Annotated in this window: 22 protein-coding genes; 9 read left to right on the top strand and 13 right to left on the bottom strand. The window is 68.3% G+C overall.

Annotation, left to right across the window (positions count from 1 at the left end):
- The first annotated feature begins 122 nt into the window (after nt 1–122).
- Nucleotides 123–905 (top strand): SDR family oxidoreductase, encoded by a 783-nt coding sequence (locus A9973_RS20665; RefSeq protein ID WP_183015536.1) that lies wholly within the window; start codon nt 123–125, stop codon nt 903–905.
- A gap of 30 nt (nt 906–935) precedes the next feature.
- Here the strand turns inward: A9973_RS20665 and A9973_RS20670 are convergent, their stop codons facing one another.
- Entirely contained in the window at nt 936–1,628 is a 693-nt protein-coding gene (locus A9973_RS20670; protein ID WP_183015537.1) for an HAD family phosphatase, read from the bottom strand.
- A gap of 156 nt (nt 1,629–1,784) precedes the next feature.
- Between A9973_RS20670 and A9973_RS20675 the strand changes: the two genes are divergently transcribed.
- On the top strand, nt 1,785–2,429 hold the full coding sequence (locus A9973_RS20675) for a 2OG-Fe(II) oxygenase (RefSeq protein ID WP_183015538.1): 645 nt from the start codon (nt 1,785–1,787) through the stop codon (nt 2,427–2,429).
- On the opposite strand, the gene A9973_RS20680 is transcribed toward A9973_RS20675, so the two are convergent.
- Genes A9973_RS20680 through A9973_RS20690 form a run of 3 tightly spaced genes read right to left on the bottom strand, consistent with a single transcriptional unit; the run spans nt 2,368 to nt 5,356 of the window.
- Nucleotides 2,368–3,396: an alpha/beta hydrolase gene (locus tag A9973_RS20680; protein ID WP_183015539.1), complete on the bottom strand. Its 1,029-nt coding sequence runs from the start codon at nt 3,394–3,396 to the stop codon at nt 2,368–2,370. The two genes, A9973_RS20675 and A9973_RS20680, sit on opposite strands and share 62 nt — an antisense overlap.
- Before the next feature lie 2 nt (nt 3,397–3,398).
- Nucleotides 3,399–4,283, bottom strand: a complete 885-nt coding sequence (locus A9973_RS20685) for an alpha/beta fold hydrolase (RefSeq protein WP_183015540.1) — start codon at nt 4,281–4,283, stop codon at nt 3,399–3,401.
- A gap of 17 nt (nt 4,284–4,300) precedes the next feature.
- Nucleotides 4,301–5,356, bottom strand: a complete 1,056-nt coding sequence (locus A9973_RS20690; RefSeq protein WP_183015541.1) for a sugar phosphate isomerase/epimerase — start codon at nt 5,354–5,356, stop codon at nt 4,301–4,303.
- Nucleotides 5,357–5,466: 110 nt separating this feature from the next.
- Between A9973_RS20690 and A9973_RS20695 the strand changes: the two genes are divergently transcribed.
- Nucleotides 5,467–6,063 carry a TetR/AcrR family transcriptional regulator gene (locus A9973_RS20695; RefSeq protein ID WP_183015542.1) on the top strand — a complete coding sequence of 199 codons (597 nt, stop codon included), beginning with the start codon at nt 5,467–5,469 and terminating at the stop codon, nt 6,061–6,063.
- 12 nt (nt 6,064–6,075) lie between these two features.
- Here the strand turns inward: A9973_RS20695 and A9973_RS20700 are convergent, their stop codons facing one another.
- Complete coding sequence (locus A9973_RS20700) at nt 6,076–7,056, bottom strand: tripartite tricarboxylate transporter substrate binding protein (protein ID WP_183015543.1); 981 nt, start codon at nt 7,054–7,056, stop codon at nt 6,076–6,078.
- Nucleotides 7,057–7,143: 87 nt separating this feature from the next.
- Between A9973_RS20700 and acnA the strand changes: the two genes are divergently transcribed.
- Genes acnA through A9973_RS20715 form a run of 3 tightly spaced genes read left to right on the top strand, consistent with a single transcriptional unit; the run spans nt 7,144 to nt 11,715 of the window.
- A complete protein-coding gene (gene acnA / locus A9973_RS20705) occupies nt 7,144–9,762 on the top strand; it encodes an aconitate hydratase AcnA (RefSeq protein WP_183015544.1) in 2,619 nt (872 codons plus the stop codon).
- Complete coding sequence (locus tag A9973_RS20710) at nt 9,759–10,655, top strand: GntR family transcriptional regulator (protein WP_183015545.1); 897 nt, start codon at nt 9,759–9,761, stop codon at nt 10,653–10,655. The genes acnA and A9973_RS20710 overlap by 4 nt, the downstream gene beginning before the upstream one ends.
- Nucleotides 10,656–10,659: 4 nt before the next feature.
- Nucleotides 10,660–11,715, top strand: coding sequence for a lactonase family protein (locus A9973_RS20715; RefSeq protein ID WP_183015546.1), 1,056 nt, complete (start codon nt 10,660–10,662; stop codon nt 11,713–11,715).
- A 39-nt stretch (nt 11,716–11,754) separates the two neighbouring features.
- Here A9973_RS20715 and A9973_RS20720 read toward each other — a convergent pair whose 3' ends face one another.
- The 3 genes from A9973_RS20720 to A9973_RS20730 all read right to left on the bottom strand — a co-directional run bounded on the left by A9973_RS20720 (nt 11,755) and on the right by A9973_RS20730 (nt 15,832).
- Entirely contained in the window at nt 11,755–14,244 is a 2,490-nt protein-coding gene (locus A9973_RS20720; RefSeq protein WP_183015547.1) for a TonB-dependent receptor, read from the bottom strand.
- Between the two features lie 98 nt (nt 14,245–14,342).
- Complete coding sequence (locus A9973_RS20725; RefSeq protein ID WP_183015548.1) at nt 14,343–15,314, bottom strand: FecR domain-containing protein; 972 nt, start codon at nt 15,312–15,314, stop codon at nt 14,343–14,345.
- Nucleotides 15,311–15,832: a sigma-70 family RNA polymerase sigma factor gene (locus tag A9973_RS20730; protein WP_183015549.1), complete on the bottom strand. Its 522-nt coding sequence runs from the start codon at nt 15,830–15,832 to the stop codon at nt 15,311–15,313. The genes A9973_RS20725 and A9973_RS20730 overlap by 4 nt, the downstream gene beginning before the upstream one ends.
- 175 nt (nt 15,833–16,007) lie before the next feature.
- Between A9973_RS20730 and A9973_RS20735 the strand changes: the two genes are divergently transcribed.
- Nucleotides 16,008–17,651: an ATP-binding protein gene (locus tag A9973_RS20735; RefSeq protein ID WP_183015550.1), complete on the top strand. Its 1,644-nt coding sequence runs from the start codon at nt 16,008–16,010 to the stop codon at nt 17,649–17,651.
- A gap of 28 nt (nt 17,652–17,679) precedes the next feature.
- On the opposite strand, the gene A9973_RS20740 is transcribed toward A9973_RS20735, so the two are convergent.
- From A9973_RS20740 to A9973_RS20750, 3 genes are all read right to left on the bottom strand, one after another.
- Nucleotides 17,680–20,151 (bottom strand): TonB-dependent siderophore receptor, encoded by a 2,472-nt coding sequence (locus tag A9973_RS20740; protein WP_183015551.1) that lies wholly within the window; start codon nt 20,149–20,151, stop codon nt 17,680–17,682.
- A 139-nt stretch (nt 20,152–20,290) separates the two neighbouring features.
- Nucleotides 20,291–21,295 (bottom strand): FecR domain-containing protein, encoded by a 1,005-nt coding sequence (locus A9973_RS20745; protein WP_183015552.1) that lies wholly within the window; start codon nt 21,293–21,295, stop codon nt 20,291–20,293.
- Between the two features lie 11 nt (nt 21,296–21,306).
- Nucleotides 21,307–21,816 (bottom strand): sigma-70 family RNA polymerase sigma factor, encoded by a 510-nt coding sequence (locus A9973_RS20750; RefSeq protein WP_183015553.1) that lies wholly within the window; start codon nt 21,814–21,816, stop codon nt 21,307–21,309.
- A 157-nt stretch (nt 21,817–21,973) separates the two neighbouring features.
- On the opposite strand from A9973_RS20750, the gene A9973_RS20755 reads away from it, so the two are divergent.
- Nucleotides 21,974–22,453, top strand: a complete 480-nt coding sequence (locus A9973_RS20755; RefSeq protein WP_370539517.1) for a sigma-70 family RNA polymerase sigma factor — start codon at nt 21,974–21,976, stop codon at nt 22,451–22,453.
- Nucleotides 22,454–22,691: 238 nt separating this feature from the next.
- Nucleotides 22,692–23,435 (top strand): hypothetical protein, encoded by a 744-nt coding sequence (locus A9973_RS20760; protein ID WP_183015555.1) that lies wholly within the window; start codon nt 22,692–22,694, stop codon nt 23,433–23,435.
- A 45-nt stretch (nt 23,436–23,480) separates the two neighbouring features.
- On the opposite strand, the gene A9973_RS20765 is transcribed toward A9973_RS20760, so the two are convergent.
- Together A9973_RS20765 and A9973_RS31240 are read right to left on the bottom strand one after the other, a co-directional pair.
- Nucleotides 23,481–24,479 (bottom strand): FecR domain-containing protein, encoded by a 999-nt coding sequence (locus A9973_RS20765; protein WP_183015556.1) that lies wholly within the window; start codon nt 24,477–24,479, stop codon nt 23,481–23,483.
- On the bottom strand, nt 24,476–24,685 hold the full coding sequence (locus A9973_RS31240; protein WP_255469248.1) for an RNA polymerase sigma factor: 210 nt from the start codon (nt 24,683–24,685) through the stop codon (nt 24,476–24,478). The genes A9973_RS20765 and A9973_RS31240 overlap by 4 nt, the downstream gene beginning before the upstream one ends.
- Nucleotides 24,686–24,824: the final 139 nt, after the last annotated feature.

Below are 24,824 nucleotides of genomic sequence, written 5' to 3' on the forward strand. Positions count from 1 at the left end.
TTCAGCATAGCAGGCGCGCAGGCGGATGCGCCATGCGGCGTTCAGGCTGGCACCCGGCACGCAACTGGTTTACAACCTAGGCGTGTCCCGCACGGGCGGGCGTCAATCGACAGGAGCGCTTCATGGACTTGCAGCTGGCCGGAAAACGCGTGCTCATCACGGGCGCATCCAAAGGCATCGGCCTGGCGTGCGCCGTCGCATTCGCCCGCGAAGGCGCTGAACCGATCCTGGTGGCGCGCGATGACGCCGCGCTGCATCAAGCTACGGCGTCGATCCGCCAACAGACCGGCCGCGACGCCCAGGCGGTGGCGCTGGATCTGGCGTTGCCCGGCGCCGCCGAAAAGCTGGCGAAGGACACCGGCCCCATCGACGTGCTGGTGAACAACGCGGGCGCGGTGCCGGGCGGCGCGCTGGACCAGGTGCAGGATGAGCGCTGGCGCGCCGGCTGGGACTTGAAGGTGCATGGCTACATCAACCTGGCCCGCCACTACTACCCGGCCATGCGCGAAGCCGGCGCCGGCGTCATCGCCAACATCATCGGCATGGCGGGCGCCGCGCCGCGCGCGGACTACATCTGCGGCGCGTCGGCCAATGCCTCGCTGATCGCCTTTACCCGTGCCTTGGGCGGCGACGCGCCGCGTCACGGCGTGCGCGTCTTCGGCGTGAACCCGTCGCGCACGCGCACCGACCGCGTGCTGACGCTGGCCCGCCAACGCGCCCAGGCCCGTTGGGGCGACGAGACGCGGTGGCAGGAAACGCTATCGGATCTGCCGTTCGGCCGCCTGATGGAGCCCGAGGAAGTGGCTGACATGATCGTGTTCGGCGCGTCGCCGCGCGCCGGCTACCTGAGCGGCACCGTGATCGACCTGGACGGCGGCGAGCAATACGCCAACCACGCGCGCTGACGGCGCGTAGTTGGCCGCGGACCGCGGCGCTTAGCGCGCGCCGGCCTGCCAGCCCGCCAGCAGCGCGGGCAGTTGGCGCATGTCGGTGAACACGTGGGCCACGCCCACGCTGCGCAGGGCCTCGGCCCCGCTATGGCCGTTGGCGTCGGGGCTGTAGCCGAACACCGTCGCGCCCGCTGCCACGCCGGCGGTGGCGCCGGTGACGGTGTCTTCCACGACCGCGCAACGCTTGGGGTCCACGCCCAGCGCCTGGGCGGCAGCCAGGTAGACATCCGGAAACGGCTTGCTGCGCGGCATTTCATGACCGCTGAAAACGCGCCCGTCAAAGCACTGGGCGATCCCCACCTTTTCCAGTTGCAGCTCCACCTTGCGGCGGTCGGCGCCCGAGGCCACGGCGATCCGGCCGTCCAGCGTCAAATGCAGGGCGCGCACGGCGTCCGGCGCACCGGGAATTTCCAGCAGGTCGCGGTCCAGCGCGGCATTGCGGCGTTGGCGGAATTCGTCGAACCAATCGGGACCCAGCTTGGCTCCGGTATGCGACTCGATCAGCGGCAATTCGTCCCTGACGGCTTTCCCGGTAAAGATGCGCATCGTCTCATCGTGCGTGATGTCCCAACCCAATTCGTTCAGCATCCGGGTCAGCACACCGCTGGTGATCGGTTCGGAATCAACCAGCACGCCGTCACAATCGAACAGCACGGCGTCAAAAGGGAAATCAGTCATTGCGAGCGGCATAAAAGGGGGTTCGTGAAGCCGTCAAGCATACTTCAAGGCCCGGCCGCGACCGGAGACCGCGCCCAGGTCCGCCGCAAGCAACGGAGTGACGCGCGCCCCGCCCCTGCCCTATGCTGTCCGTCTGCGACTGCCTTTGCCCCCGCGATGACACCTGCCCCCATTTCCTTGCCTGATTACGATTGGGACCTTGCCGCCCAGGACCTGGACGCTGAAGGCTGGGCGCTGCTGCCCGGCTTTTTCCCGGAGGACGCCGCGCGGCGGTTGGCGCGGACCGGCGCCACGCCGGCGGAATTCGAACCGCTGCGCGCGGCGCTCTACCGGCAGTGCCTGCCCATCGCCCGGCGTTGGGCTGCCGCGCTGCAACAGGGTGAGCAGGATCCCGACTCGCCGTATCCAGACGACTTGGCGGCCTGGACGCGGCGCAACCGCGAAGCCGGCCAGACGCGGGGCCTGTCCGGCCTGCATCGCCTGGGCGCCGGCGGCTATCAGCCCTTGATCCAGCATGCCGACGGCGCCCATGTCTTTCCGCTGCAGCTGGTCGCGCTGCTGTCGGAGCCGGGCGTGGATTTCACGGGCGGCGAATTCATCATGACCGAGCAGCGCCCCCGCATGCAGTCGCGCCCGATGGTGCTGCCCCTGGGCCTGGGCGACGCGGCCGTGATCGCGGTATCGCACCGCCCCGTTCACGGCGCGCGCGACATCTACCGCCTGACGGCCAGGCAGGCGGTCAGCCGGGTGCGTTCAGGGGACCGGACCGGCCTGCAAGTGCTGCTGCACGACGGGCCGTGAAGGCGGAATCGCTACCCGCCCCTTCCGCCCCGCTCGCCGCAAACGCCATCCGCATCGCCTGCCCCGCCAGTTCGAACAAGCGCCTGGCCGCCGGCGTCAGCCCCGACATGTGGATGCAGGCATGGACCATGCCGGGCAAGCGATGGTCCTGCGCGGCGACCCCGCCCTCGCGCAGGCGGCGCGCATAGGCCTCGCCCTCATCCCGCAGGGGATCGAACTCGCAGACCAGCACGGTGGCCGGCGGCAGCCCCGTCGTCGTCGGCACCCGCAGGGGCGACGCGTACGGCAACGCGCCGTCCGACTCGTTCAGCAGATACGTGAACCAGCAGTAGCGCATGATCTCTTCGGTCAGGAAAAAGTTGCGGCCATACGCCTGATAGGATTGCGTCGAAAAGGCGTAGTCCATGACCGGATAGAGCAGCAACTGGTGGGCGATGGCCGGCCCGCCGCGGTCTCGCGCCATGATCGCGACGGCGGCCGCCAGGTTGCCGCCCGCGCTGTCGCCGCAAACGGCGATGCGCGATGCATCGATGCCCAGCCGCGCGGCGTTGCCGCTGACCCACTGCAGCCCGGCGTAAACGTCTTCGACCGGTACCGGGAACTTGTTCTCGGGCGCTAACCGGTAGTCCACTGAAAACACCTTGCACTGCGTGGCGTTGGCCAAGGCCCGGCAAGGATTGTCGTACAGGTCCAGCGAGCATTGGAACCATCCGCCGCCATGCGCGAACACGATGGCGGGCAAGGCGTCGTCCTGCGCGCGGCCTGCCGGCACATAGGAGCGGATCCGCAGCGGGTGGCCAGCCGGACCGCTCGCCTCGTGGTCGGCCACGGCGTCCACGGCTTCCGTCTCGCCCTGCAAGGCGCGCAGGCCGACCTCGGTCGCGGCGCGAACCTCTTCCAGCACCAGCGGCGCGGCGGTGCTGGACAAGCGCGTCAAGAACGCGTTGATATGGGGATCGACCGGCACGCTCAGCCCTCCCGCGACAGGAAGGCCAGCAGGTGTTCGGAGAACGCCTCGTGGCACTCTTCCGTGACGAAGTGGCCGCAATCCGGAATGATCACGCCGGTCAGGTCGGTCGCGTTGTCGCGCATCGTGATCAGCGGCGCGTCGCGGGTGGCGTGTTCCGTGCCGATGGCAAGCACGGGCATGCGCAGGCGGACCTTGGCGCGCTCCTGGTTCTGGCGGATCGTCTCGGGAATGGCGCGGTAGTAAGCGAATCCGCTGCGCAAGGCGCCCGGCGCCGAATAGGCGTCGATGTAGACGTCGGCGGCGACGCGGTCGCGCCGGTGAGACCACTTGTCGAAGATGAAGCCCAAGTACGCGTGTTCGCGGCCGGCGATCAGCGCCTCCGGCAGGTCTAGCACCTGGTTGAACATGAAATGCCAGAGGAAGATATTGTCCGCGGGCGGCACGAATATCGGCGGCGCGGGCGCCAGGCCGGGAATCACGGCCTCGGTCAGCACCAGGCGGCGGATGGCCTCGGGGAAGTCGCTGGCCATGGCGTACGCCACCCACATGCCAATGTCGTGGCCGACGACTTGGTAAGCCGTGTGGCCCAGCTGTCCCATCAGGCGATGCAGGACGCTGGCGACCGCGCCCGTGTCATACCCCTGGGCGGGACGGCTGGAGTCGCCCGTGCCGGGCGGGTCCACGGCGATCGCCGTATAGCCCGCTTGCGCCAATGACTTCATGGTGTGGCGCCACGTGAACCACGTTTGCGGCCACCCGGGAATCAACAGTACCGGCGGACCGTCGCCCATGACCGCGCAATGCAGGCGGGCGCCGTCCACCAGCACGTACTGGTGCCTGACGGCGTCGGCGGTGGTGAAGAAGGTGGAGATCGAGTGCGTCATGATTCTGCTTTCCACGGTTACGCCATGCCCAGCAGGGCATGGATCTGTTGCTTATCGATAGCGGCGCCCGCGAAGTCGTCGAACACCTTCGACGTGGCGGGGATGATGTGGCGGTTGATGAACTCGACGCCCTCGCGCGCGCCCGTCTCCTGGTCTTTCAGGCAGCATTCCCATTCCAGCGTGGCCCAGCCCGCATAGTCGTGGTGCGCCAGTTTCGAGAAGATCGACTTGAAGTCCACTTGCCCGTCGCCCAGCGAGCGGAAGCGCCCGGCCCGGTTGATCCACGATTGGTAGCCGCCGTAGATGCCTTGCCGTCCCGTGGGGTTGAACTCGGCATCCTTCACATGGAACATGCGGATGTGGTCTTTGTAGATGTCCAGGTATTCCAGGTAGTTCAGCTGCTGCAGCACGAAGTGGCTGGGGTCGAAGAGGATGGCGCAGCGGGCGTGGCCGCCGACGCGCTCGTGGAACATCTCGAACGTGATGCCGTCGTGCAGGTCTTCGCTGGGATGGATCTCGAAGCACAGGTTCACGCCTTGCTCGTCGCACGCGTTCAGCACCGGCAGCCAGCGGCGCGCCAGTTCGTCGAAGGCCGTCTCGATCAAGCCTTCAGGCCGTTGCGGGAACGGGAACAGGTATGGCCACGCCAGAGAACCCGAAAACGTGCCCATGTCGCCAAGGCCCAGCCGCTTCGAGGCGCGGGCCGCATTCAACAACCCCTGTTTTGCCCAGGCCGTCCTCGCCTGCGGATTGCCGCGCGCCTCCGGCGGCGCGAAGCCGTCGACCATCGCGTCGTAAGCCGGATGCACCGCCAGCAACTGGCCGAAGATGTGCGTGGTGAGTTCGCTGACGACCAGCCCGTGCTCGGCCAGCGTGCCCGTGACGTCGTCGCAATAGTCCTGGCTGGCCGCAGCCGTCTCGGCATCGAAGAACCGCTTGTCCCACGCCGGGATCTGCAAGGCCTTGAAACCCACGCCCGCTGCCCACTCCGCGATGGCCGGCAAGCTGTTGAAAGGCGCCGTGGCGTCGCTGAATTGCGCAAGATGCAGGCTGGGTCCCTTGATCGTCTTCATATCGAATCCTTAATTGTTTGTCGATCGACAAAGAATAGGCGATAAATGGCCGCGGCGCAAATGCGAGGGCGGGCGGTACACTGCATCCAGTTCATTCCACCGAGACCGTGATGGCAGGCAGACCCAGAGAATTCGACCGCGACCTAGCGCTGCAGCAAGCGATGCTGGCGTTCTGGAAACACGGCTATGAAGGCACGTCGATGGCGGATCTGGTGGCAGCGACGGGGCTGGCGTCGGCGCGGCTTTATGCGGCCTTCGGATCCAAGCAGGAACTGTTCCGCGAAGCCGTGGCGCGATACGAAGCGGGCGACGGGTCGTTTGCGGAGAAGGCGCTTGCGGCTGCCGGAGACGTGCGCGGCGCCATCGAGAACATGCTGACGGATGCGGTGCTGACCTACACCCGGCGTGGCCGGCCGCAAGGTTGCATGGTGGTCAGCGCCGCCACCAACTACGCGTCGGAAAACGAAGACGTCATGGCATGGCTTGCCACACATCGGAAAGACCGCACGCAAGGCATCATCGACCGAATTGGAGAGGCCGCGCAGAACGGCGAACTCAAGCCCGGCACCGACGTGCAGGCGCTGGGGGACTACTACGCCGTCGTGCTGCACGGCTTGTCGGTGCAGGCGCGCGACGGCGTGGGCAAGGCACGGTTGCTGGCGGCGATCCCGCCTGCACTTTGCGCCCTGGATACCGCGTTGCGCTAACGCGCGCCGCCCTCAGTTTTCCGCCGTGATGTGGCCGTCGGCCACGACCTTCGCAAATACCGCCGTCTGCGCCTTGATGAATGCGCGGAATTCGTCCTGGCTCATGGGCTGCACTTCCCCGCCCAGTTCACGGATGCTGGCCACGAACTTCTCGTCGCGCAGCGCGCGCCCGATCGCGGCGGCCAGCTTCTGCTGCGCTTCCGGCGGCGTGCCCGCCGGGACGAACACGCCGAACCAGTTCTCCAGCGCATAGTCCTTCAAGGGTGCGTATTCGGCCACGGCGGGAATGTCCGGCGCGAACGACGCGCGCGTGGCGGACGTGACCGCCAGCGGCTTGACCTTGCCGCTCTTGATGAAGGGCAAGGCGCCCGCCAGACTGACGAAGGTCAGGTCCACGCTGCCCGCGGCCACATCCACCAGCTGCGCGGATGCGCCCTTGTACGGCACGTGGACCATCTTGATTCCCGCCAGCGACTGCAGCAGTTCACCGTTCAGATGCTGCGGATTGCCCACGCCGCTGGTCGCATAGGTCAGCTTGTCGGGATGCGCGCGGCCATAGGCCACCAGCTGCTCCACATTGGCCACCGGCAGCTTGGGGTTGGCGACCAGCACGTTCGGCACGCGGGCGACCAGGGCGATCGGCACCAGGTCTTTTTCCGGCTGGTATTGCATCTTGCCCTTGAAGACCAGCGGATTGATCGCGGTTTCCCCCGCCGAGCCAAGCAGCATCGTGGTGCCGTCCGGCGTCGACCGCACGACCGTCTGCGCGCCCAGCATGCCGCTGGCGCCAGGCTTGTTCTCGACCACGACGCCCTGCGGCATGTCGCTGCGCAGCCGTTCGGCCAACAGGCGGCCCATGCCGTCCACGCCGCCGCCGGCGGCGAACGGCACGATCAGACTGATCGGCCGGCCGGCGTCGGCAGCCCGGGCGAAGGGCAACGGAAGGAAGGCGGCCACCGCCAGGGCGGCGGCAAGGAATCGGATGCGGGGCATGGTTTGTCTCCTGATCGGCCTGTCCGGATGGCGGCCGGGTTTTTACTTAATTGCATTTTATAGATTCAATATGCAAAACTGGCAGCTATGGAAAACACCAATGCCCTGCTGCGCCACGCCCGCTTCACGCTGGACGGGGCCGCCCATGCCTGTCTGGACCTGCCGGCCCTATTCGGCGCGGACTATTTCCGCCTGCCCGTCGTGCTGCGCCTGCTGTTGGAAAACGCGCTGCGCAACATGCAGGGCGACGAGCGCGACACCGCCGTCGCTGCGTTGTTCGGCTGGCTGGCCCACGGCACCAGCGACGCCGAGATCGCGTTCCAGCCCGGCCGCGTGCTGATGCACGACACCACCAGCACGCCCGCGCTGGTGGATATCGCGGCGATGCGCGACGCGCTGGCCGAGGCCGGCGTGGACCCCGCCGTGCTGAACCCCGTGCTGCCGGTGGACGTGTCGGTGGACCATTCTCTGGCCGTCGAGGCCTACGCCCGGCCCGATGCCGCCACGCGCAACCTGGATCTTGAATTGCGCCGCAACGCCGAGCGCTACCGCTTCCTGCGCTGGGCGTCCAAGGCCTTGTCGAACGTGCGCATCCATCCGCCGGGCACCGGCATCATGCACACCATCAACCTGGAGCAACTGGCCAGCGTGGTCTGCCAGGGCGATGACGGCATCCTGTATCCCGACATGATGATCGGCACCGACAGCCACACGCCGATGGTCAACGGCATCGGCGTGCTGGGCTGGGGCGTGGGCGGCCTGGAGGCGCAGACCGTCATGTTCGGCATGCCCACCCTGCTGCGCATTCCGGACGTGATCGGCGTGCGCCTGACAGGTGCGCTCACGGCGGGCGTCACCGCCACCGACCTGGCGTTGACGGTGACGCAGCGGCTGCGCGCGATCGACGTTTCAGGCGAATTCGTGGAATTCTTCGGGCCGGGCGTGAGCACGCTGTCGGCCGGCAGCCGATGCGTGGTGGCCAACATGGCGCCCGAGTACGGCGCCACCACCGGCTACTTTCCCATCGACGGCGAAACGCTTGCCTACCTGCGCCAGACCGGACGCACCGAGGCCCACATCGCGCGCATCGCGGCCTATGCCGAACGCACGGGCATCGCGCTGGACCCGGACGCCACGCCGCGCTACACGCGCGTGATCGAAATCGCGCTGGACCGTGTGCAGATGCATGTAGCCGGCCCGAAGCGCCCGCAGGACCTGCATCCCTTCGGCCAGACCCGCGCCATCCTGTCCGCGCTGGACTTCACCCCGGCCGCGGGCAGCGGCCTGCCCCGCTATCCCGTCGCCATCGCCGCCATCACCAGTTGCACCAACACGTCGGACCCCCGCCTGCTGGTGGCGGCCGGGCTGTTGGCCCGCAAGGCGCGCCAGGCCGGCCTGCGCGTGCCGGCCTGGGTCAAGACATCGCTGGGCCCGGGCTCGCCCGCTGCGGCGGATTATCTGGCGCGCGCGGGCCTGCTGGACGACCTGGCCGCGGTCGGCTTCGACATCGTCGGGTATGGCTGCACCACCTGCATCGGCAATTCCGGTCCGCTGCCCGACGGCGTGCGCGAGGCCATGGCGGCCGGCGCGATCCATCCGGTGGCCGCGCTGTCGGGCAACCGCAATTTCACCGGCCGCATCCACCCCGACCTGGACCTGGGCTTTCTGATGTCGCCCCCGCTTGTCATCGCCTTCGCGCTGGCCGGCGACGCCGAGCGCGACCTGAGCCGGGAACCGGTGCAGACCACGGCCGACGGCCAGCCGGTGCACTTGCGCGACCTATGGCCGGACGAGGCCGATATCGACGCCGCGCTGGCACTGGGGTTGCGGCCCGCCGACTTCCGCGCCGCCTTCAAGGTCGCCAGCGCCAACCCGGCCTGGCAGGCGCTGCAATCGCCGGATACACCCCGCTTTCCGTGGGACGCCGCGTCCACGGCATTGCGGCGTCCGCCATTCGCCTCGGCCGGCGCCGGCAGCCAATTGGGCCGCTACGCCGCGCATCCGCTGCTGGTGCTGGGCGACGACGTGACCACCGACCACCTATCGCCCGCCAGCGCCATCCCGCCAGACAGCCTGATCGCGGACTTCCTGGTGGCGCGCGGCGACGACCGCCATGACCTGAACGTGTTCGCCTCCCGGCGCGGCAATTGGGAAGTGATGATGCGCGCGGCGTTCTACAGCAAGAGCCTCTCGAACCTGCTCTGTCCAGACGCCCCCGTGGGCCATACCCTGCATGCGGGCAGCGGTCGCCTGGAACCCATCTGGGAAGCCGCCGAACACTACCGCCAGGAACAGCAAGCGGTGGTGCTGCTGGCCGGCGCGCGCTTCGGCACCGGGTCCTCGCGCGACTGGGCGGCCAAAGGGCAGCGCCTGCTGGGCATCCGCGCCGTGCTGGCCGTCAGCTTCGAACGGATCCACCGGTCCAATCTGATCGGCATGGGCATCCTGCCCTTGCGGCTGCCCGAGGGCGTCACGCCGACCACGCTGGGCGTGCGGTCCGGCGACCGCATCGAGATCGATGCGCCGGCGGATACGCTGGCGCCGCGCATCGCCGTGCCGGTCCGCATCCTGCGGGCCGACGGCCGCGTCGACGCGCTGCACGCCACGGCGGCGGTCGAGACCCAGTTGGACGTGCGTTTGTTGCGGATGGGCGGCGTCATTCCCGCTATCCTATCGGACACCCTCCGGCCATCCCCGACCCCATGAGCGCGCAAACCAACACCGTCACGAAAATTCTGGACCTGATCCGGCAAGACCGGTTGCCCGGCGGCGCGCATCTGACGGCGCAGAAGCTGGCCGACCGGCTGCGGCTGTCGCGCTCGCCGGTCAACGACGCCCTGGGCATCCTGGAGCAGCACGGCATCGTGGCGCGCAAGCCTAATCGCGGCTACTTCCTGCAGCAGGACTTCGACGCTCTGCCCGATGCGCAGGCGGGCCTTGCCCCGCCATCCGCCGACGACATCGTGACGCACAGCTATTTCAAGCTGGCCGACGAGCTGCTGCGTGGCGAACTGCCCATGCAGTGCAGCGAGGCCCAACTGCGCGTGCGCTATGCCTTGACCAACGCGCAGACGCAGGCGCTGCTGGCCCGCATCTCGCAAGAAGGCTGGGCGCAGCGGCGGCCCGGCTACGGCTGGGAATTCTCGTCCATGATGACCACGCCGGACAGCCTGCTGCAGTCGTACCGCTTGCGTCTTGCGCTGGAACCGGCGGCCTTGCTGGAACCCACGTTCCGCATCGAGAAAAGCGTGATCGAACGGTGCCGGGCAGCGGAAAGGCATCTGCTGGACGGCGGCATCGCCACGGACACCGCCGACCAGTTGCACGAACGCGGCGTGCGGTTCCATGAATCGCTGGTGGAGGCGTCCGGCAACCCGTTCTTCATCGACACGATCAAGCGCGTCAACCGCGTCCGCCGCCTGCTGTCGTACCGGTCCATGCAAGACCGCAGCCGCTACCAGCAGCACTGCGACCAGCACCTGGAAATCCTGGACCTGCTGGAGCGCGAACGCAACGAGGAGGCCGCCGCGGCCTTGTCCAGCCACCTGCGCAGCACGTTGGACAACCTCACCCGCATCAGCGGCATCCTGGGAGGCTAGGGCCATGCACGTCTACATCGGTTCCCGCACGACGCGGGAGCGCCATGCCCGCGGCGACGGCATCAGCGTTTTCGATTACGCCCCGGACACCGGCACGCTGACCCTGACGCAAGTCGTCGGCGGCCTGGTCAACCCCTCGTATCTGCTGCCGCATCCCACGCTTCCCGTGCTGTACACCGTGCATGGCGACAGCCATGAAGTCAGCGCCCTGCAACGCGATCCGCGCAGCGGCGCGCTGACGCCGTGGCGGCAACAGGACTGCCAGGGCCGCAACCCCGTCCATCTGGCGCTGGGCCCTTCGGGCCGATACCTGATGGTGTCGAACCACCTGACCGGCACGCTGGCCGTGCTGCCCGTCGACGGCGACGGCGCACTGGCATCCGTGGCGCAGTCGGTGCCCATGTCCGGCGAACCCGGTCCGCACCGCAAGGAACAGCCCTTCGCCAAACCGCACTACAACCTGGTGGATCCGTCCGGCCGCTACGTGGTGGTGCCGGACAAGGGCCTGGACCGCGTGTTCCTCTATGCGCTGGAGGACGGCGGCGTCGGCGCCGAACCCGCCTGCGTGGCCGCCACGCGCGAAGGGGCGGGCCCCCGGCATGCGGCGTTCCATCCCGCCGGCCGCTGGCTCTACGTCGTCAACGAACTGGACAACACGGTGGCCGCCTACACGCTGGCGGCCGGCGCGTTGCAACCCTTCCAGGTACTGCCCACGCTGCCCGACACCTATACCGGCAACAGCCGCGCCGCCGGCATCGCGCTGGACGCGCACGGCTGCCATTTGTATGTGTCGAACCGGGGCGACGACAGCATCGCGGTATTTCGCGTGAACCCGGCCAACGGCCGCCTGACGCCCGTGCAGCACGCCGCATGCGGCGGCAAGACGCCGCGCTTCTTCACGCTGTCGCCCGACGGCCGTTTCCTGTTCGCGTTGAACGAAGACAGCGACACGCTGGTACGCTTTCGCGTCAATGCGCAGGACGGCGCGCTGACGCCCGACGGCTACACGCTACGCGTCGGCAGCCCGGTCTGCATGGTGTTCGCCCGCCGCCGCGCCTGAGGCGAGACGGCGCGGGCGGCGGCGGCGGACAGCGGAGGTTTAGAAGTCCATCGACGCCGACAACATCAGCGTGCGCGGCACGCCCTGCGACACCGTGCCGTAGGATGCCACGCCCGACCAATAGGCGCGGTTGGTCACGTTGACGACGTTGGCGCGGAAGGTGACGTCCTTGCCCTGGATCTTGGTGGCATAGCGCGCGCCCACGTCGAACGTCGTCCATGACGGGACCGACTGCGTGTTGGCCTGGTTCACGTATTCGCGGCCCGTGTACATCATGCCGCCCGTCAGCGTCAGGCCCGCCACCCACGGCGTATCCCATTCCGCGCTGAGGTTGGCCGAGAACTTCGGCACGCCCACCGGCTGGTTGCCCACCGTGGCCGGGTTGTTGGTGCGCGTCAGTTCCGCGTCCAGGTAGGTGACGCCGCCCAGCAGGCGCAGGCCGCGCACCGGTTCGCCGGACAGATTCAGTTCCAGGCCGCGGTTGCGCTGTTCGCTGTCGGCGCCGTACACGCCGTTGGTCAGCTGGCCGCTGGGCTTGGTGATCTCGAACGCGCTGAACGTCAGCATCGCGTCGTCCAGATCCACCTTCACGCCCACTTCCTTCTGCTTGGCCTTATAAGGCTTGAACACCTGGCCGGCGTTCGACGCGGTGGCGGGCGCCACGTCGCCCTTGCTCAGGCCTTCGATGTAGTTCGCGTACAGCGACACGTTGTTCCAGGGCTTGATGACCAGGCCCGCCAGCGGCGTGGTGGCGCTTTCGTCGTAGCTGACGGTGCGCACACCGGTCGTACCGTTGAAGTTGCGCGATTCGATGCGTTGCTGGCGCACGCCCAGCGTCAGCTGCGCGCGCTCGTCCAGGATGCTCATCGTGTCGGCCAGCGCCACGCCGGACAGGTCCGAGGACGACACCTTGGGCACGTTGGCCGGCGCAGGAATATTCTGTTCGGGACGGGTGATGGGGCGATAGATGTTGGAGGTCAGCGGCGTGCCCGACACGCTGGCCTGCAGGTTGCGATCGCTGTACATGCTGCCCATGACGCTCACGGCGTGCCGCACCGGCCCGGTATCCAGCTTGGCGCGCAGGCCCGCGTTGTACGTGCTGCGGTTCACCTCGAAGCGGAAGTTGTTCGGCGTGACCAGCGTGTCGCCGGCGCTGTTGACGATCGTGGGCGTCTGGTCCGACAAGCGCGACACCACCGTGTCCGATCCGCCCGCGTCGGCGAATACCGTCAGGCGGTCGCTGATGTCGTATTCCACGCGCAGCAGCGCCGACTGGCCGTCGGACTTCCACCAGCCCCAGGGCTGGGTCGCATTGCGGCGGCCGTCCGCGGCCTGCGGCACGTCGATGCCGCTGGCGATCAGGAACGGCCGCGTCGGAGCGTCGACTTTTTCGTTCTGCGTCAGCAGGTCCAGCGACGCGCGCAGGCGTTCGCCCTGATAGTCCAGCGACAAGGCGCCGATGTCGGTCCGCGAAGACAGGTTGTCCAACGGTGTGTCGCCCTGGCGATGCATGCCGTTGACGCGCACGCCCCATTCGCCGTCATTGCCAAAGCGTCGACTCAGATCCACCCGCGCGCCGAATTGCGAATCGCCCACGTAGTCGGCGGACACGCGCGTCAGGTCTTCCGGCAGCGACCGCTTGGGCACCATGTTGATCACGCCGCCCACGCCGCTGTTGGGCGACATGCCGTACAGCAGCGCGGCCGGCCCCTTCAGCACTTCGACGCGCTCGATGTAATCGGTGAAGACGTGATAGTTGGGCGCCACGCCATAGACGCCGTCGAATGCGATTTCACCCAGGTTGCCTTCGCCGATCGGAAAGCCGCGGATATAGAACGAATCCGTCACGCCGCCGATCTGGCCCGTGAAGCGCACCGAGGGTTCGGCGTTCAACGCGTCGGCCAGGGTCACGGCCTGGCGGTTGGTCAGCAGCTCGGAGGTGTAGCTCGTCACATTGAACGGCGTGTCCATCACATCGCGGTTGCCCAGCAACCCCAGGCGGCCGCCGCGCGCCACCTGGCCGCCGGCGAACTCGGCCGGCAAGGCCGACGGGCTGACGCCCGCGCCCGCGACGGTGATGCTGGGCAGCAGGGTCGCGGCCTCGCCCGCGCCTTCGCCCGCCGGAAGCTTGCGCAGGGAATAGGCGCCCGCCCCCTGTTCGGCCAAGGCATAGCCCGACCCGCTCAGCAATCGCGTGAAGCCTTCCCGCACCGTGTAGGTGCCCGTCAGGCCCGCGCTTTGCCTGCCCGCCACCATTGCCGGATCGAAGGACAGCGGCACGCCCGCCGCCGCCGCGAACTGAGCCAGCACATCGCCCAGCGGGCCGCCGGCGATGGCGTAGGACTTGCGCACGGCGGCGGCTGACGCCGCATCGGCCGTTGCGGCGTCGGCCGCCGCGGCAGGCGCCGGCGCCCCCGCCACGGCCAGCAGCATCACTCCCATGCCGGAAGCCTGCAACATCGCCGCCAACGGCGACAGGACGGCCTTGCTACGGGGCAGGCGCGACGAACGGGAAATTCGGGAAACCATGAAACGATCCTTCGTAGGGGACGGGGTGACGCTCGCGTGTCGCGACGATTCACCCGGTACACCGGACGAAGCGGGAAAAAGTGTCAACGGCTCGGCAATTAATTTGTAACGGCCGCGCGCGGCGCGACGGTGACCCAGAACGGCGTCACCCGGCTGATCCGCACCGGCAACGTTTTCTCCAGCAGACGCAGGCTGCCGTCGGTGTCGGACAGCGGGAACGCGCCCGAGACCCGCAGCCCCGCCACGGCGGGATCGCAGCGCAGGATGCCCGGGCGATAGCGCGCCAGCTCGTCCACCAGATCGGCCAGCCGCCAATTGCGCACGGCCAGCATGCCTTGCTCCCAGGACGCCGATGCCGCATCGGCCGCCGCCCGGGGTTCCACCTCGTGGGCGTTGAATACCGTCTGCTGCCCCGCCGGCAGCACCACGGCGGCAACGCCTGCGTCCTGGGGCTGGATTTCGACCGCGCCGTCGAACACCGCCACGCGGATGCTGGCGCTTTCATCTCGCACCATGAAGCGTGTGCCCAACGCGCGGATCGAGCCCTGCGACGTCCGCACGATGAAGGGGCGGTAGGCGGGCGCCGGATCGCGGCCGGTCGTCAGCAGGATTTCGCCGGCGCGCAGCCACAGCACGCGCTGTTCGGGGGTATAGAGGATATCGACGGCGCTGGCCGTGTTCAGCACCAGCCGGGTGCCGTCGGCCAATTCCATGTGCCGCTGCTCGCCCGTGGCCGTATGCACGTCCGCTGCCCATTCGCGCCACGGCAGCGTGCGCCACCCGGCCCAGGCCGCCGGCCCCAGCACCAGCAACGCCCCCAGCGCGCGGATCGCCTGGCGCCGGCCGGGCCGGTCCAGGCGGCGCAGCGTGTCGCGGCCGATCGCGGGCGGCACCTGGCCGAATCCCCGGACCATGTCTTCCACCCGCGCCCACGCGGCACCGTGCGCGGCGCTGCGGCCCCGCCACCGGTCGAAGGCGGCCTGGTCGGAGGCGGACAGGGTTTCGGATTGGAAGCGCACCAGCCAGCCGGCCGCCTCTTCCAGGATCGCGGGGTCGATCGACGCGTTCATGCCGCGTGGACCTGATAGGCGATCAGGCAGGCGGTCAGCGCTTTCTGCATGTGCCGCTTGACGGTCGCCAGCGACACCCGCTGGCATGCGGCGATGTCGGCATACGCCATGCCGTCGAACTGCGACAACAGGAAGATCTCGCGCGTCTTCGCGGGCAGGGTCCGCAAAGTGGCGTCGATGGCGTGCAGGGTTTCAAGGATCAGCGCCCGCACTTCCGGCGACGGCGCTTCCGGCGCGGGCAACTGCGCCACCACGGCCAGATAGGCGTCTTCCAACGCGCGTCGGCGCCAATGGTCCACCACGAGCCCCTTCGCGATATGCGTCAGCAACGCGCGCGGTTCGGCGCCCATGCCATCCTTGCGGCGGCCGGTCATCACCCGCACGAAGGTATCGTGGGCAAGATCCGCGGCATCGAACGAGTTGCCCAGCTTCTTGCGCAACCATATCGACAGCCAGCCGTGATGCTCACGATAGAGCTTCGTGACGGTATCGGCGGGCAGCAGGTCGGACGGAGGCAAGGCGCACCTGATAACAATATGTAAATGGGAACGATTTCTATTTTATCTTATCCCGGCCCCCGCCCCTTCCGCCTTCCTTCCTCCTTATCGAATTGTCCTTTCCGCGGCGCGCCGTCGGATAGAATCAATCACCCCCCCGGCCACCGTCGACACCACCATGCAGAACGACTCATCCATGCCTTCATTCCTTGCTGGCGGCGGCGAGATGGGCTTGCGGGTCGCTGACTTCGATTGGGCATCCACGCCCCTTGGGCCCATCACCGCGTGGCCCGGCGCCCTGCGCGTCGCCACCGGCATGGTGATGTCGTCCCGCTTCCCCTGCTGCCTGGTCTGGGGCCGCGAACTGATCACGCTGTACAACGACGCCTTCGCGCCGATCCTGGGCACCAAGCCCGATGCGCTGGGCCGCCCGTTCAGCGAAATCTGGCACGAGGCATGGCCGCTGATCGGCCCCATTGCCGAGCGTGCCTTCGCCGGCGAAGCTACGTTCATCGAAGACTACCCGTTGCGGATCCAGCGGTCGGGCCAGGCGGAAGACGCCACCTTCACCTTCTGCTACAGCCCGGTGCGCGACGAGCACGGCGTAGTGGTCGGCATGATGGACACGGTCATTGAAACCACCTCGCGGGTCAACGCCGAACGGGCGCAGGCCGAGGCGTTGCGGCAGGCCGAAGACACGTTGCGCCAAAGCCAGAAGATGGAAGCCGTCGGGCAATTGGCCGGCGGCCTGGCGCACGATTTCAACAACTTGCTGATGGGCATCTCGGGCAGCCTGGAATTGCTGGGCATGCGGCTGGCCCAGCAACGCCACAACGACCTGGAACGCCATATCGACGTAGCCCAAAGCGGCGCCCGGAAAGCCGCCGCGCTGACCCATCGCCTGCTGGCCTTCTCGCGCCGCCAGCCGCAAGACCCCAAGGCCACCGACGTCAACCGTCTGGTCGCCGGCATGGAAGACCTGATCCGCCGCAGCATCGGCCCCGGCATCACGCTGGACCTGGCCTGCGAACCGGACCTGTGGCCGGCCTGGGTCGACCGGCATCAGTTGGAAAACGCCCTGCTCAACCTGTGCCTGAACGCGCGCGACGCCATCCCGGGGCATGGCACGCTGGGCATCGCGACGCGCAACGTCGTGCTGGATGCCGGGCAGGCCCAGGAACGCGGGCTGGCGCCGGGCGACTACTTGGTGCTGCGCGTCACGGACACCGGCTGCGGCATGGCGCCCGACACGGTGCAGCGCATCTTCGAACCCTTCTTCACGACCAAATCGGCGGGCCAGGGGACAGGGTTGGGCCTGTCGATGCTGTACAGCTTCGTCCGGCAATCGCGCGGCCAGGTGCAGGTCAGTTCTCGGCCGGGCGAAGGCACGGCGATGACGCTGTACTTCCCCCGCCACCAGGGCGCGATGGCCGCGCTGGAGCAAGCCGCTTTTGACGCGCCGCCGACCGCGGCCCGCGGCGAAACCATCTTGATCGCGGAGGACGACGCCGCCGTGCTGGCCGTGGCCGCCGAGTCCCTGAAAGAACTGGGCTACGCGGTGGCCGAAGCGGCAGACGGCGCCGCCGCCTTGCGCCGCCTGGCGTCGCCCGAACCACTGGACCTGCTGATCTGCGACCTGGGTTTGCCCGGCGGCATCAACGGCCATCAGATCGCCGACGCCGCGCGCCGGCTGCGGCCCGGGATGAAGGTGCTGATCATGACGGGCTCGGGCCTGGATGGCGGCGATGCATCCGCGCTGGAACCCGCCCTGCCCATCCTGCCCAAACCCTTCGCACTGGAAGACCTGGCGCGCCAGGTCCATGCGTTGATGCGCGGGTAGCCCCGCGCGGACCACGATCAACGACGCACTACAGCTTGGGCGCGTAGCGCACCGTCAACATCACGTTGCGCGGCTCGCCGTAGTAGTTGTTGCCCGACAGCGTGTTGTAGGACGGCACGTAGTACTTCTTGTCGAACACGTTATTCAGGTTCAGGGCGAAGCTCAGTTCCGGCGTGGCCTGGTAGCCCACGCGCGCGTTCCAGACCGTGAACCCGGCCAGCTTGAACTCGCGGTCCGAACTGATCGTGTCGGTCTGCGTGTTGACGCCGGCCCCCACGCTCACGCGGTTCATCATGCCCGGCAGCTTGTAGTTGGCCCACAGGCGCAGCATGTGCTTGGGTGTCCAGGTGTTGAAGACCGCGCCCTGGTTGTCGGGGTCCGACAGGTACTTGGTGGTGTTGTAGGTGTAGCCGGCGTACAGCTCCAGGCCCTTGACCACTTCGCCCGAGACCTCGGCCTCGACGCCCTGGCTGCGCACCTTGCCTGAGGCGCGCGAGCAATACCAGCCGTCGCACGCGAAGCCGGCGTCGTAGTCGTTGACCGCGCGGTTCTTGTGGTCGTAGCGAAACACCGCCAGCGACGTATTGACGCGGCCGTCCATCAGCTCGCCCTTCACCCCCACTTCGTAGTTGTTGCCCTCGATCGGCTTGAGCAGACTGCCGTCCAGACTGCGCGCAGTTTGGGGTTCGAACACAGTGGTATAGCTGGTGTAGGCGGACCAGTTGTCGGTCAGCGAGTAGACCAGGCCGACATAGGGAATGAACTTGCCCGACGTGGTCGAGGTGGTGGTGGCGCCGCGGGCGGTATAGCCGTAGTCGTACCAGCCCACGCGGCCGCCGCCGATCAGCGCCAGCGATTCGGTGGGCTTGACGCGCCACGTGCCGTAGAGGCCCTTCTGGCGGATGTCGTAGCTGCTGCGCGAGTCATAGCCGCTTGCCGCGGCGATGCTGTCGATGTCCTGCCACGGGCGATGGTGGTCGATATCGAAAATGTTGCCGCCGGATTCCCAGGCACGCGTGAAACGGTCGGCCGTGGTCAGCTTGGAGTAGGCGGCGCCCACCACCACTTCCTGCTCCATGCCCAGCGCGGTGAAATTGCCGCTGACCGACATGTCCAGCCCGCGCTGCTTGCTCTTGAAGTCCACGCCGAAATTGCCGTAGTCCATCCCGCTGCCGTCCGGCATGATCGGGCCGACGACGCGCTGGTGCACCGTCGAGTTCTTCTCGTTCATCGCGACGCCGGCCAGCCTGAACCGCCATGCGTCGTTAAAGCGGTGCGTCACGTCGGCATTGAAGATGGTCTGGTCGTTCTTCGCGCGGTTCCAGGTGGACCCGGTGAAGGTCGAGCGCGGCAGATCGATGTCGCCGCCGTCCTCGTAGCGCGGATAGCCCACGAACATCGGCCGCGAACGGCTGTAGCGGTTGCTGATGCCGATGCCCACGGTGGTGTCCTCGGTCACGTCGTAGTCCAGCGCGGCATACAGGTTGCGCGTCTTGTCCCAGGCGTAGTCGACATAGGAACGGCTCTGGTCTTCGTCCACCACCACGCGTCCGCGCAACGTGCCCGCCGCGTTCAACGGGCCGCCCGCGTCCAGTTGCAAGCCGTAGTGGTCCCACGACCCGGCCTTGCCGGTGATGACCACAGACGGCTCCGCCCCGCCGCGCTTGCGCACCAGGTTGATCGCGCCGCCCGGGCTGCCCGCGCCCTGCAGCAAGCCGGCCGCGCCGCGCAGGATTTCCACGCGGTCGTAGAACACCAGCGAATCCTGCTCCCAGTTTCCCAGGCTGTAGCTGTTGCGCAGCAGCGCCACGCCGTCGTATTGCAGCAGGTCCACGGGGAAGCCGCGCGCATTGATCGCCACGCCCGGCCCCACGCCCTGCACGCCCACCATACCCGCCGTGTTGTTGATGGCGTCGGGCAAGCTCGTCATGTCCTGGTCGTCCATGCGCTGACGGGTCAGCACGGTGATGGACTGCGGAATGTCCTTCAGGGCCTGGGTGGACTTGCCGATGGTGACGGCGGGCGACGTGTACGACGCGGTCCCGTCCGTGGTGGCGTTGTAGCCGCCCGTCACGGTCACCGGCGCAAGCGTCGCAGCCTGCCCCGGCTGCGGCGCTTGGCGCAGCCGGTAACCGCCCTCGGGGCGTGCCACCGCCTGCAGGCCCGTGCCCGCCAGCAAGCGCTCAAGCGCGGCGCCCACCGGATACGTGCCCGACACGCCGTCGGTCCGCGCGCTGGCCGTCAACGCGGGATCGGACGCCACCATGACGCCGGCCTGCACGCCGAAGGCCCCGAGCGCCGCGCTGAGCGGGCCCGCCGGAATGCTGAAGGCAACGCCCTGCTGGCCGGCGGCTGCCTGGGCGTGCACGGCGGACGGCCACGGCGCGGCAAGCGCGGCAGACGCGGCGACGGGCAGCGCAAGGCGCAGCGCGGCGCTCAGACGGGTACGGGGCAAGGAGAAGCGGGCAAGGGCCGCGGCGCGGGCAGGACGAGAAGACATGAAGGGATTTCCTGGCTCATGAAGGTTCGGCGCAGCCTCGGAGGGAGTTCGTCCGGGCTGCTTTCCTTACATGAAGCGCGAGGTCGGGATTTACGCCGTTCCAGTTACAAATCAGATGCCAGACACGGCACCGCCCGCCTCACGCCAGGCCCACGGCGACCCAGTAGCGCGTGTAGCGGCGCACGCGAACGGGCAGCACTTCTTGCAGCATGGCCAGCACCTTGTCGCTATCGGCCAGCGGGAACGCGCCCACGACCCGCAGGGCGCCGGCCTCGTCGGAACAGCGCAAGACGCCGGGGCGATAGCGCCCCAGTTCACGCAGGAAGTCCGACAGGGGCAATTCGTCGGCGATCAGCATGCCGGTCAGCCAGGCGGACGTCGCGGGTTCCAGCGGGCCGGCCGCAAAGCCGCCTGCCGCCGAAAAATCGGCCTGTCCGCCGGCCGGCACGCGCCGGGGCGCATCGGCCGGATCCAGGCCCCGCACATCCACCGCGCCCTCCAGCACCGCCACCCGCATCGACCGCCCGTCATCCAGATCGCGCACCAGGAACCGAGTACCCACCGGCGTCAGCACGCCGCAGCGCGTACGCACGGTGAACGGCCGGCCTTGCGCGTCTTGCGCGGTGGTCACGAGGATCTCGCCTTCCCGCAGCACCAGTTCCCGCTGGCTGGCGGTATAGCGCAGGTCCACCGCGCTGCCGGTGTTCAATTCCAGCAGCGTGCCGTCCGGCAAGGTCAGCGCCCGCCGCTCGCCGGTACCGGTGCGCAGGTCAGCGGTCAGGCGGCGGGCCGTGCCGCGTTCGCCCACCGCCCACGCGCCCAGGCCCAGGCCGGCGGCCGACACCATCCAGCGGATCGCGTTGCGGCGCGACTGGATCAGCGGCGCCTGCCGCAACGTGCGCGCGGCGACGCCGCTGCCCGCCTCGGTCACACCCAGGGCCACATCGCGCGTCAGCGCGCTCATCCGCTGCCAGGCCAATTCATGCGCCGGCTGCGCCTGGCGCCAAAGCTCAAAACGCGCGCGGTGGGCGTCGGTCGCGTCCTCGCGCAGGCGCGCCCACCAATCGGCGGCCTGGCGGATGATCTTGGGATCGATTCGCCCCGCTTCCGGCGCATGCGGCCGCAGCAGCCTGGCGCTGTCCATCAGGCCGCGGCTCACCCGTAGACGACCGTGTAGCAATGCACCAGCGCGCGCGCCAGCGATTTCTGCACGGCGTTCGGCGTCAGGCCCAGTTGCTGGCCGATGTCGGCATAGGACATGCCGTCGATCTGCGCCATCAAGAAGATGCGGCGGCTGGTGGCCGGCAGGCTGTCCAGCAATTCGCAGACCTGTTCCAGCGCTTCGAGGATCAACGCGCGGGATTCCACCGACGGTTCCACTGCGGCCGGCTGCAACGCCAGCGATTCGGCATAGGCCGCCTCCAGCGCCGCCCGGCGCGCGCGGCCGATCAGCAGCCGCGTGGCGATCGTGCGCAGATAGGCGCGCGGTTCGCCCAGCGGCTCGCGCACATTGGCGCGGATCAGCCGCTCGAACGTGTCGTGCGCCACGTCGGCCGCATCGGACGCATTGCCCAGCTTGCGCTGCAGCACGCCCCGCAACCATTGGTGGTGGGCCAGATAGACGGATTGCACCTCGACGCGAGGGGCGAATGAAGAGGAAGGCATGACGTTGCGCCCCGGCGTCGCCGCCAGATATCCACACAAAATGAAAATGATTCGCAATTATAATTATCTTCGATCTGTTTACAAGAACCGCAAATTCGTACTGGGGAGCAGCATGAGGAGCGACTGCATCGGGGCAGGCACCGGGCCTGACAATGACGTGAGCCGCCTCTACCACGACAACCACCGCTGGCTGCTGGACCTGCTGCGCCGCAAGCTCGGCGGCGACGCCGACAACGCCGCCGATCTGACCCTCGACGTGTTCGAACGCATCCTGTGCGCGGGTTCCGTCGCCAGCGTGCGCGAACCCCGCGTGTATCTCACCACCGTGGCGGCCCGGCTGACGGCCAACTACTACCGCCGCCTGGCGCTGGAACGCAGCTATCTGCATGCGTTGGCCAGCCAGCCGGACGCCGTGCAGCCGTCGGAAGAAGAGCGCGCCCTGGTGGTCGAAGCCCTGTCGGCGATCTCGCGCGTGTTGGCGGACCTGCCCGCCCGCGCGCGCAGCGTCTTCCTGATGGCCCAGCTGGAAGGCATGAGCTACCGCCAGATCGCCGACCACATGAAGCTCACGCTGAACGTGGTGCAGAAAGACATGGTGAAGGCCATCGCCCATTGCTATCAGGCGGTCTACGCATGAACGCCGGCGCCGGCGGCCGCCCCCTGTTCCAACGCGACGCGGCAGCGGCGCCGTTGCCGCCTGCCGTGGTGAACCAGGCGGCCACTCACCTGGTGCTGCTGCTGTCTTCCCCCGGTGATCCCGACGTGACCGATGCCTGTGCGCGCTGGCGGGGCCCACCCGCATCACGAAGCCGCCTGGCAAAGACGTCAACCCGACGCAGAAATGGACTTACGCCAACTCGAAAACCCAGTACGGCATGCTGCGCGGCGAAGTGGACATCACGCCGAACGTGACCGCCTACGCGGCGGTGGGCGGGCAGCATTCGCAGCGCGACATCCTGTCGCCCGAACCCGTCATCAGCAATTCGCAAGGCGACTTCATCGAATACTTCTCATACCGTCCGGCCGAGACCCGCTCGACCACGGGGGAAGCCGGCGTGCGCGTCACGTTCTCGACCGCCGCCATCCAGCATGAAGTGACGGTGCTGGACGGCCGCCTGCAGATCATGGGCGGCATCCGGCACCAGCGCGTGGACGTGACCGACTACACCAATGGCGTCAGCAATTCCTGCGACAAGAGCGCCACGACGCCCGGCGTGGGCGTGGACCCCGCCACGCGTCTGTATTCCGTGAACGGCGAACAGCGCAACCGCGGGCTGGAGTTCTCGGTCATGGGCGAACCCGTGCGCGGCGTTCGCGTGCTGGGCGGCGCGATGCTGCTGGATGCCGTGCTGACCTCGACGCCCGACAGCAAGAACGACGGCGACAAGGCGGCGGGCGCGCCCAAATGGGTGTACCGCGCCGGCGTGGAATCGGATACGCCGTTCGTGCCGTCCCTGACGCTGAGGCTGGCCACGCCGCCGTCGCGCGACAGGATGATGCTGTCGCCCTGCCAGCGGTACGCCACGCCGGTGCCTTGCAGCAGGCTGCGCAGCGCTTCTTCCGACGCCCGGCGTGCGGCGCATGCGCCTTCCTTCGTAGAACGCTTCAACCGCAGATAAACCCGAATCTCATTCCTATTTATTTTGTAACGGCGCGGAGCGCGCTCAATTCGCGTTGATGTCGATGGGGCCGCCGGGCCGCGGCGTCAGGCGCACCGGCGCCACCGCCGGCAAGGCGTCGACCAGCGCTTCGGGGCGGTCCAGCGTGAACGACGCCGACACCCGCAGGCGGCCCGCCTTGTCGTCCGCCAGCCGCAGCGGCGTGGCCAGATAACGGTTCATCTCGCGCACCACATCTGAAAGCGGCGCGTCGTTGAACACCACGCGCCCTTCGCGCCATGCCGTGGCCGTCTGCACATCGGCGGGCGCGGGCACGCCGATCGCGCCGCTGCCCGGCACCTTGATGCCGTGCCCCGCGCGCAGCACGGCGCGGCCCAGGTTCCACCAATGGCCGCCCGATACCTGCACCGTGCCGGATGCCACCAGCACGGCCACCTGATCCGCATCGCGGCGCACGTCGAAAACCGTGCCCGTCACGCGGACCACGCCGCTGCCTGCGTCCACGATGAACGGACGCGCGGCATCGGCGCTGACCGTGAAATTGATTTCGCCGCGCTCCAGTTCGACCTGGCGGCGCCCCGCATACAGCTTCACCTGCGCGTGCGTGCCGCCGTTGATCTCCAGCACGGAGCCATCCGGCAAGGTCAGTTGGCGGCGCTCTCCCCGTTCGGTGCTGACCATCGTGGTGAACGACGGCGCCTCCGCGGGCAGGCTCCACCAGACGCCCCAGGCCACGGCCGCCAGCGCCGCACAGGCCATGGCCGCGCGCAACGCGAACCGGCGCTCGCGGCGCAACCGCGGACGCGCGGGCACCTGGCCGCCCAGCAGCCCCCGCACCTGATCGCGCGGCAATCCGGCGGCGGCCGATCCCAGTTGCTGCAAGCGGTCGAACTCGCGCGCGGCATCCGGATGGGCGCGGCGCCATCGGGCGAACTCGCGCCGGTCGCGACGCGTCAGCTCGCCCGAATGCCAGCGCGCGAACCACCACGCGGCGGTGGCCGGCTCGCGCTGCTCGTCGCGATCGTTCGGAAATGACATGGTCATGGATTGTATTCACGCAGCCGGTCGCGCACATGTTCAATGGCGCGCATGACATAGCGCTCGATCATATTCTTAGACAGGCCCATATGCTCCGCCACCTCGGCTTGCGTCCAGCCTTCGATACGGTTCAGCACGAAGGCCTCGCGGCACTTGGGCGGCAATTCTGCCAGGACTTTGGCCAGATCGTCCGCCAGGCGAGAGGCGCGCAACGGCGGTCCGGATCGTCCAGGACCAGCTGGTCGGCCTCGCCCAACGCGTCCAGCGGGATGTGTTCCGCGCGGTCCTGCCGCCGCCAACGGTCGATCAGCCGGTGCGGGGCGAGGAAGGGCGGGACATGGACCAATCGGG

It is taken from the genome of Achromobacter sp. UMC46, assembly GCF_014170335.1.
Lineage (GTDB): Bacteria > Pseudomonadota > Gammaproteobacteria > Burkholderiales > Burkholderiaceae_B > Achromobacter.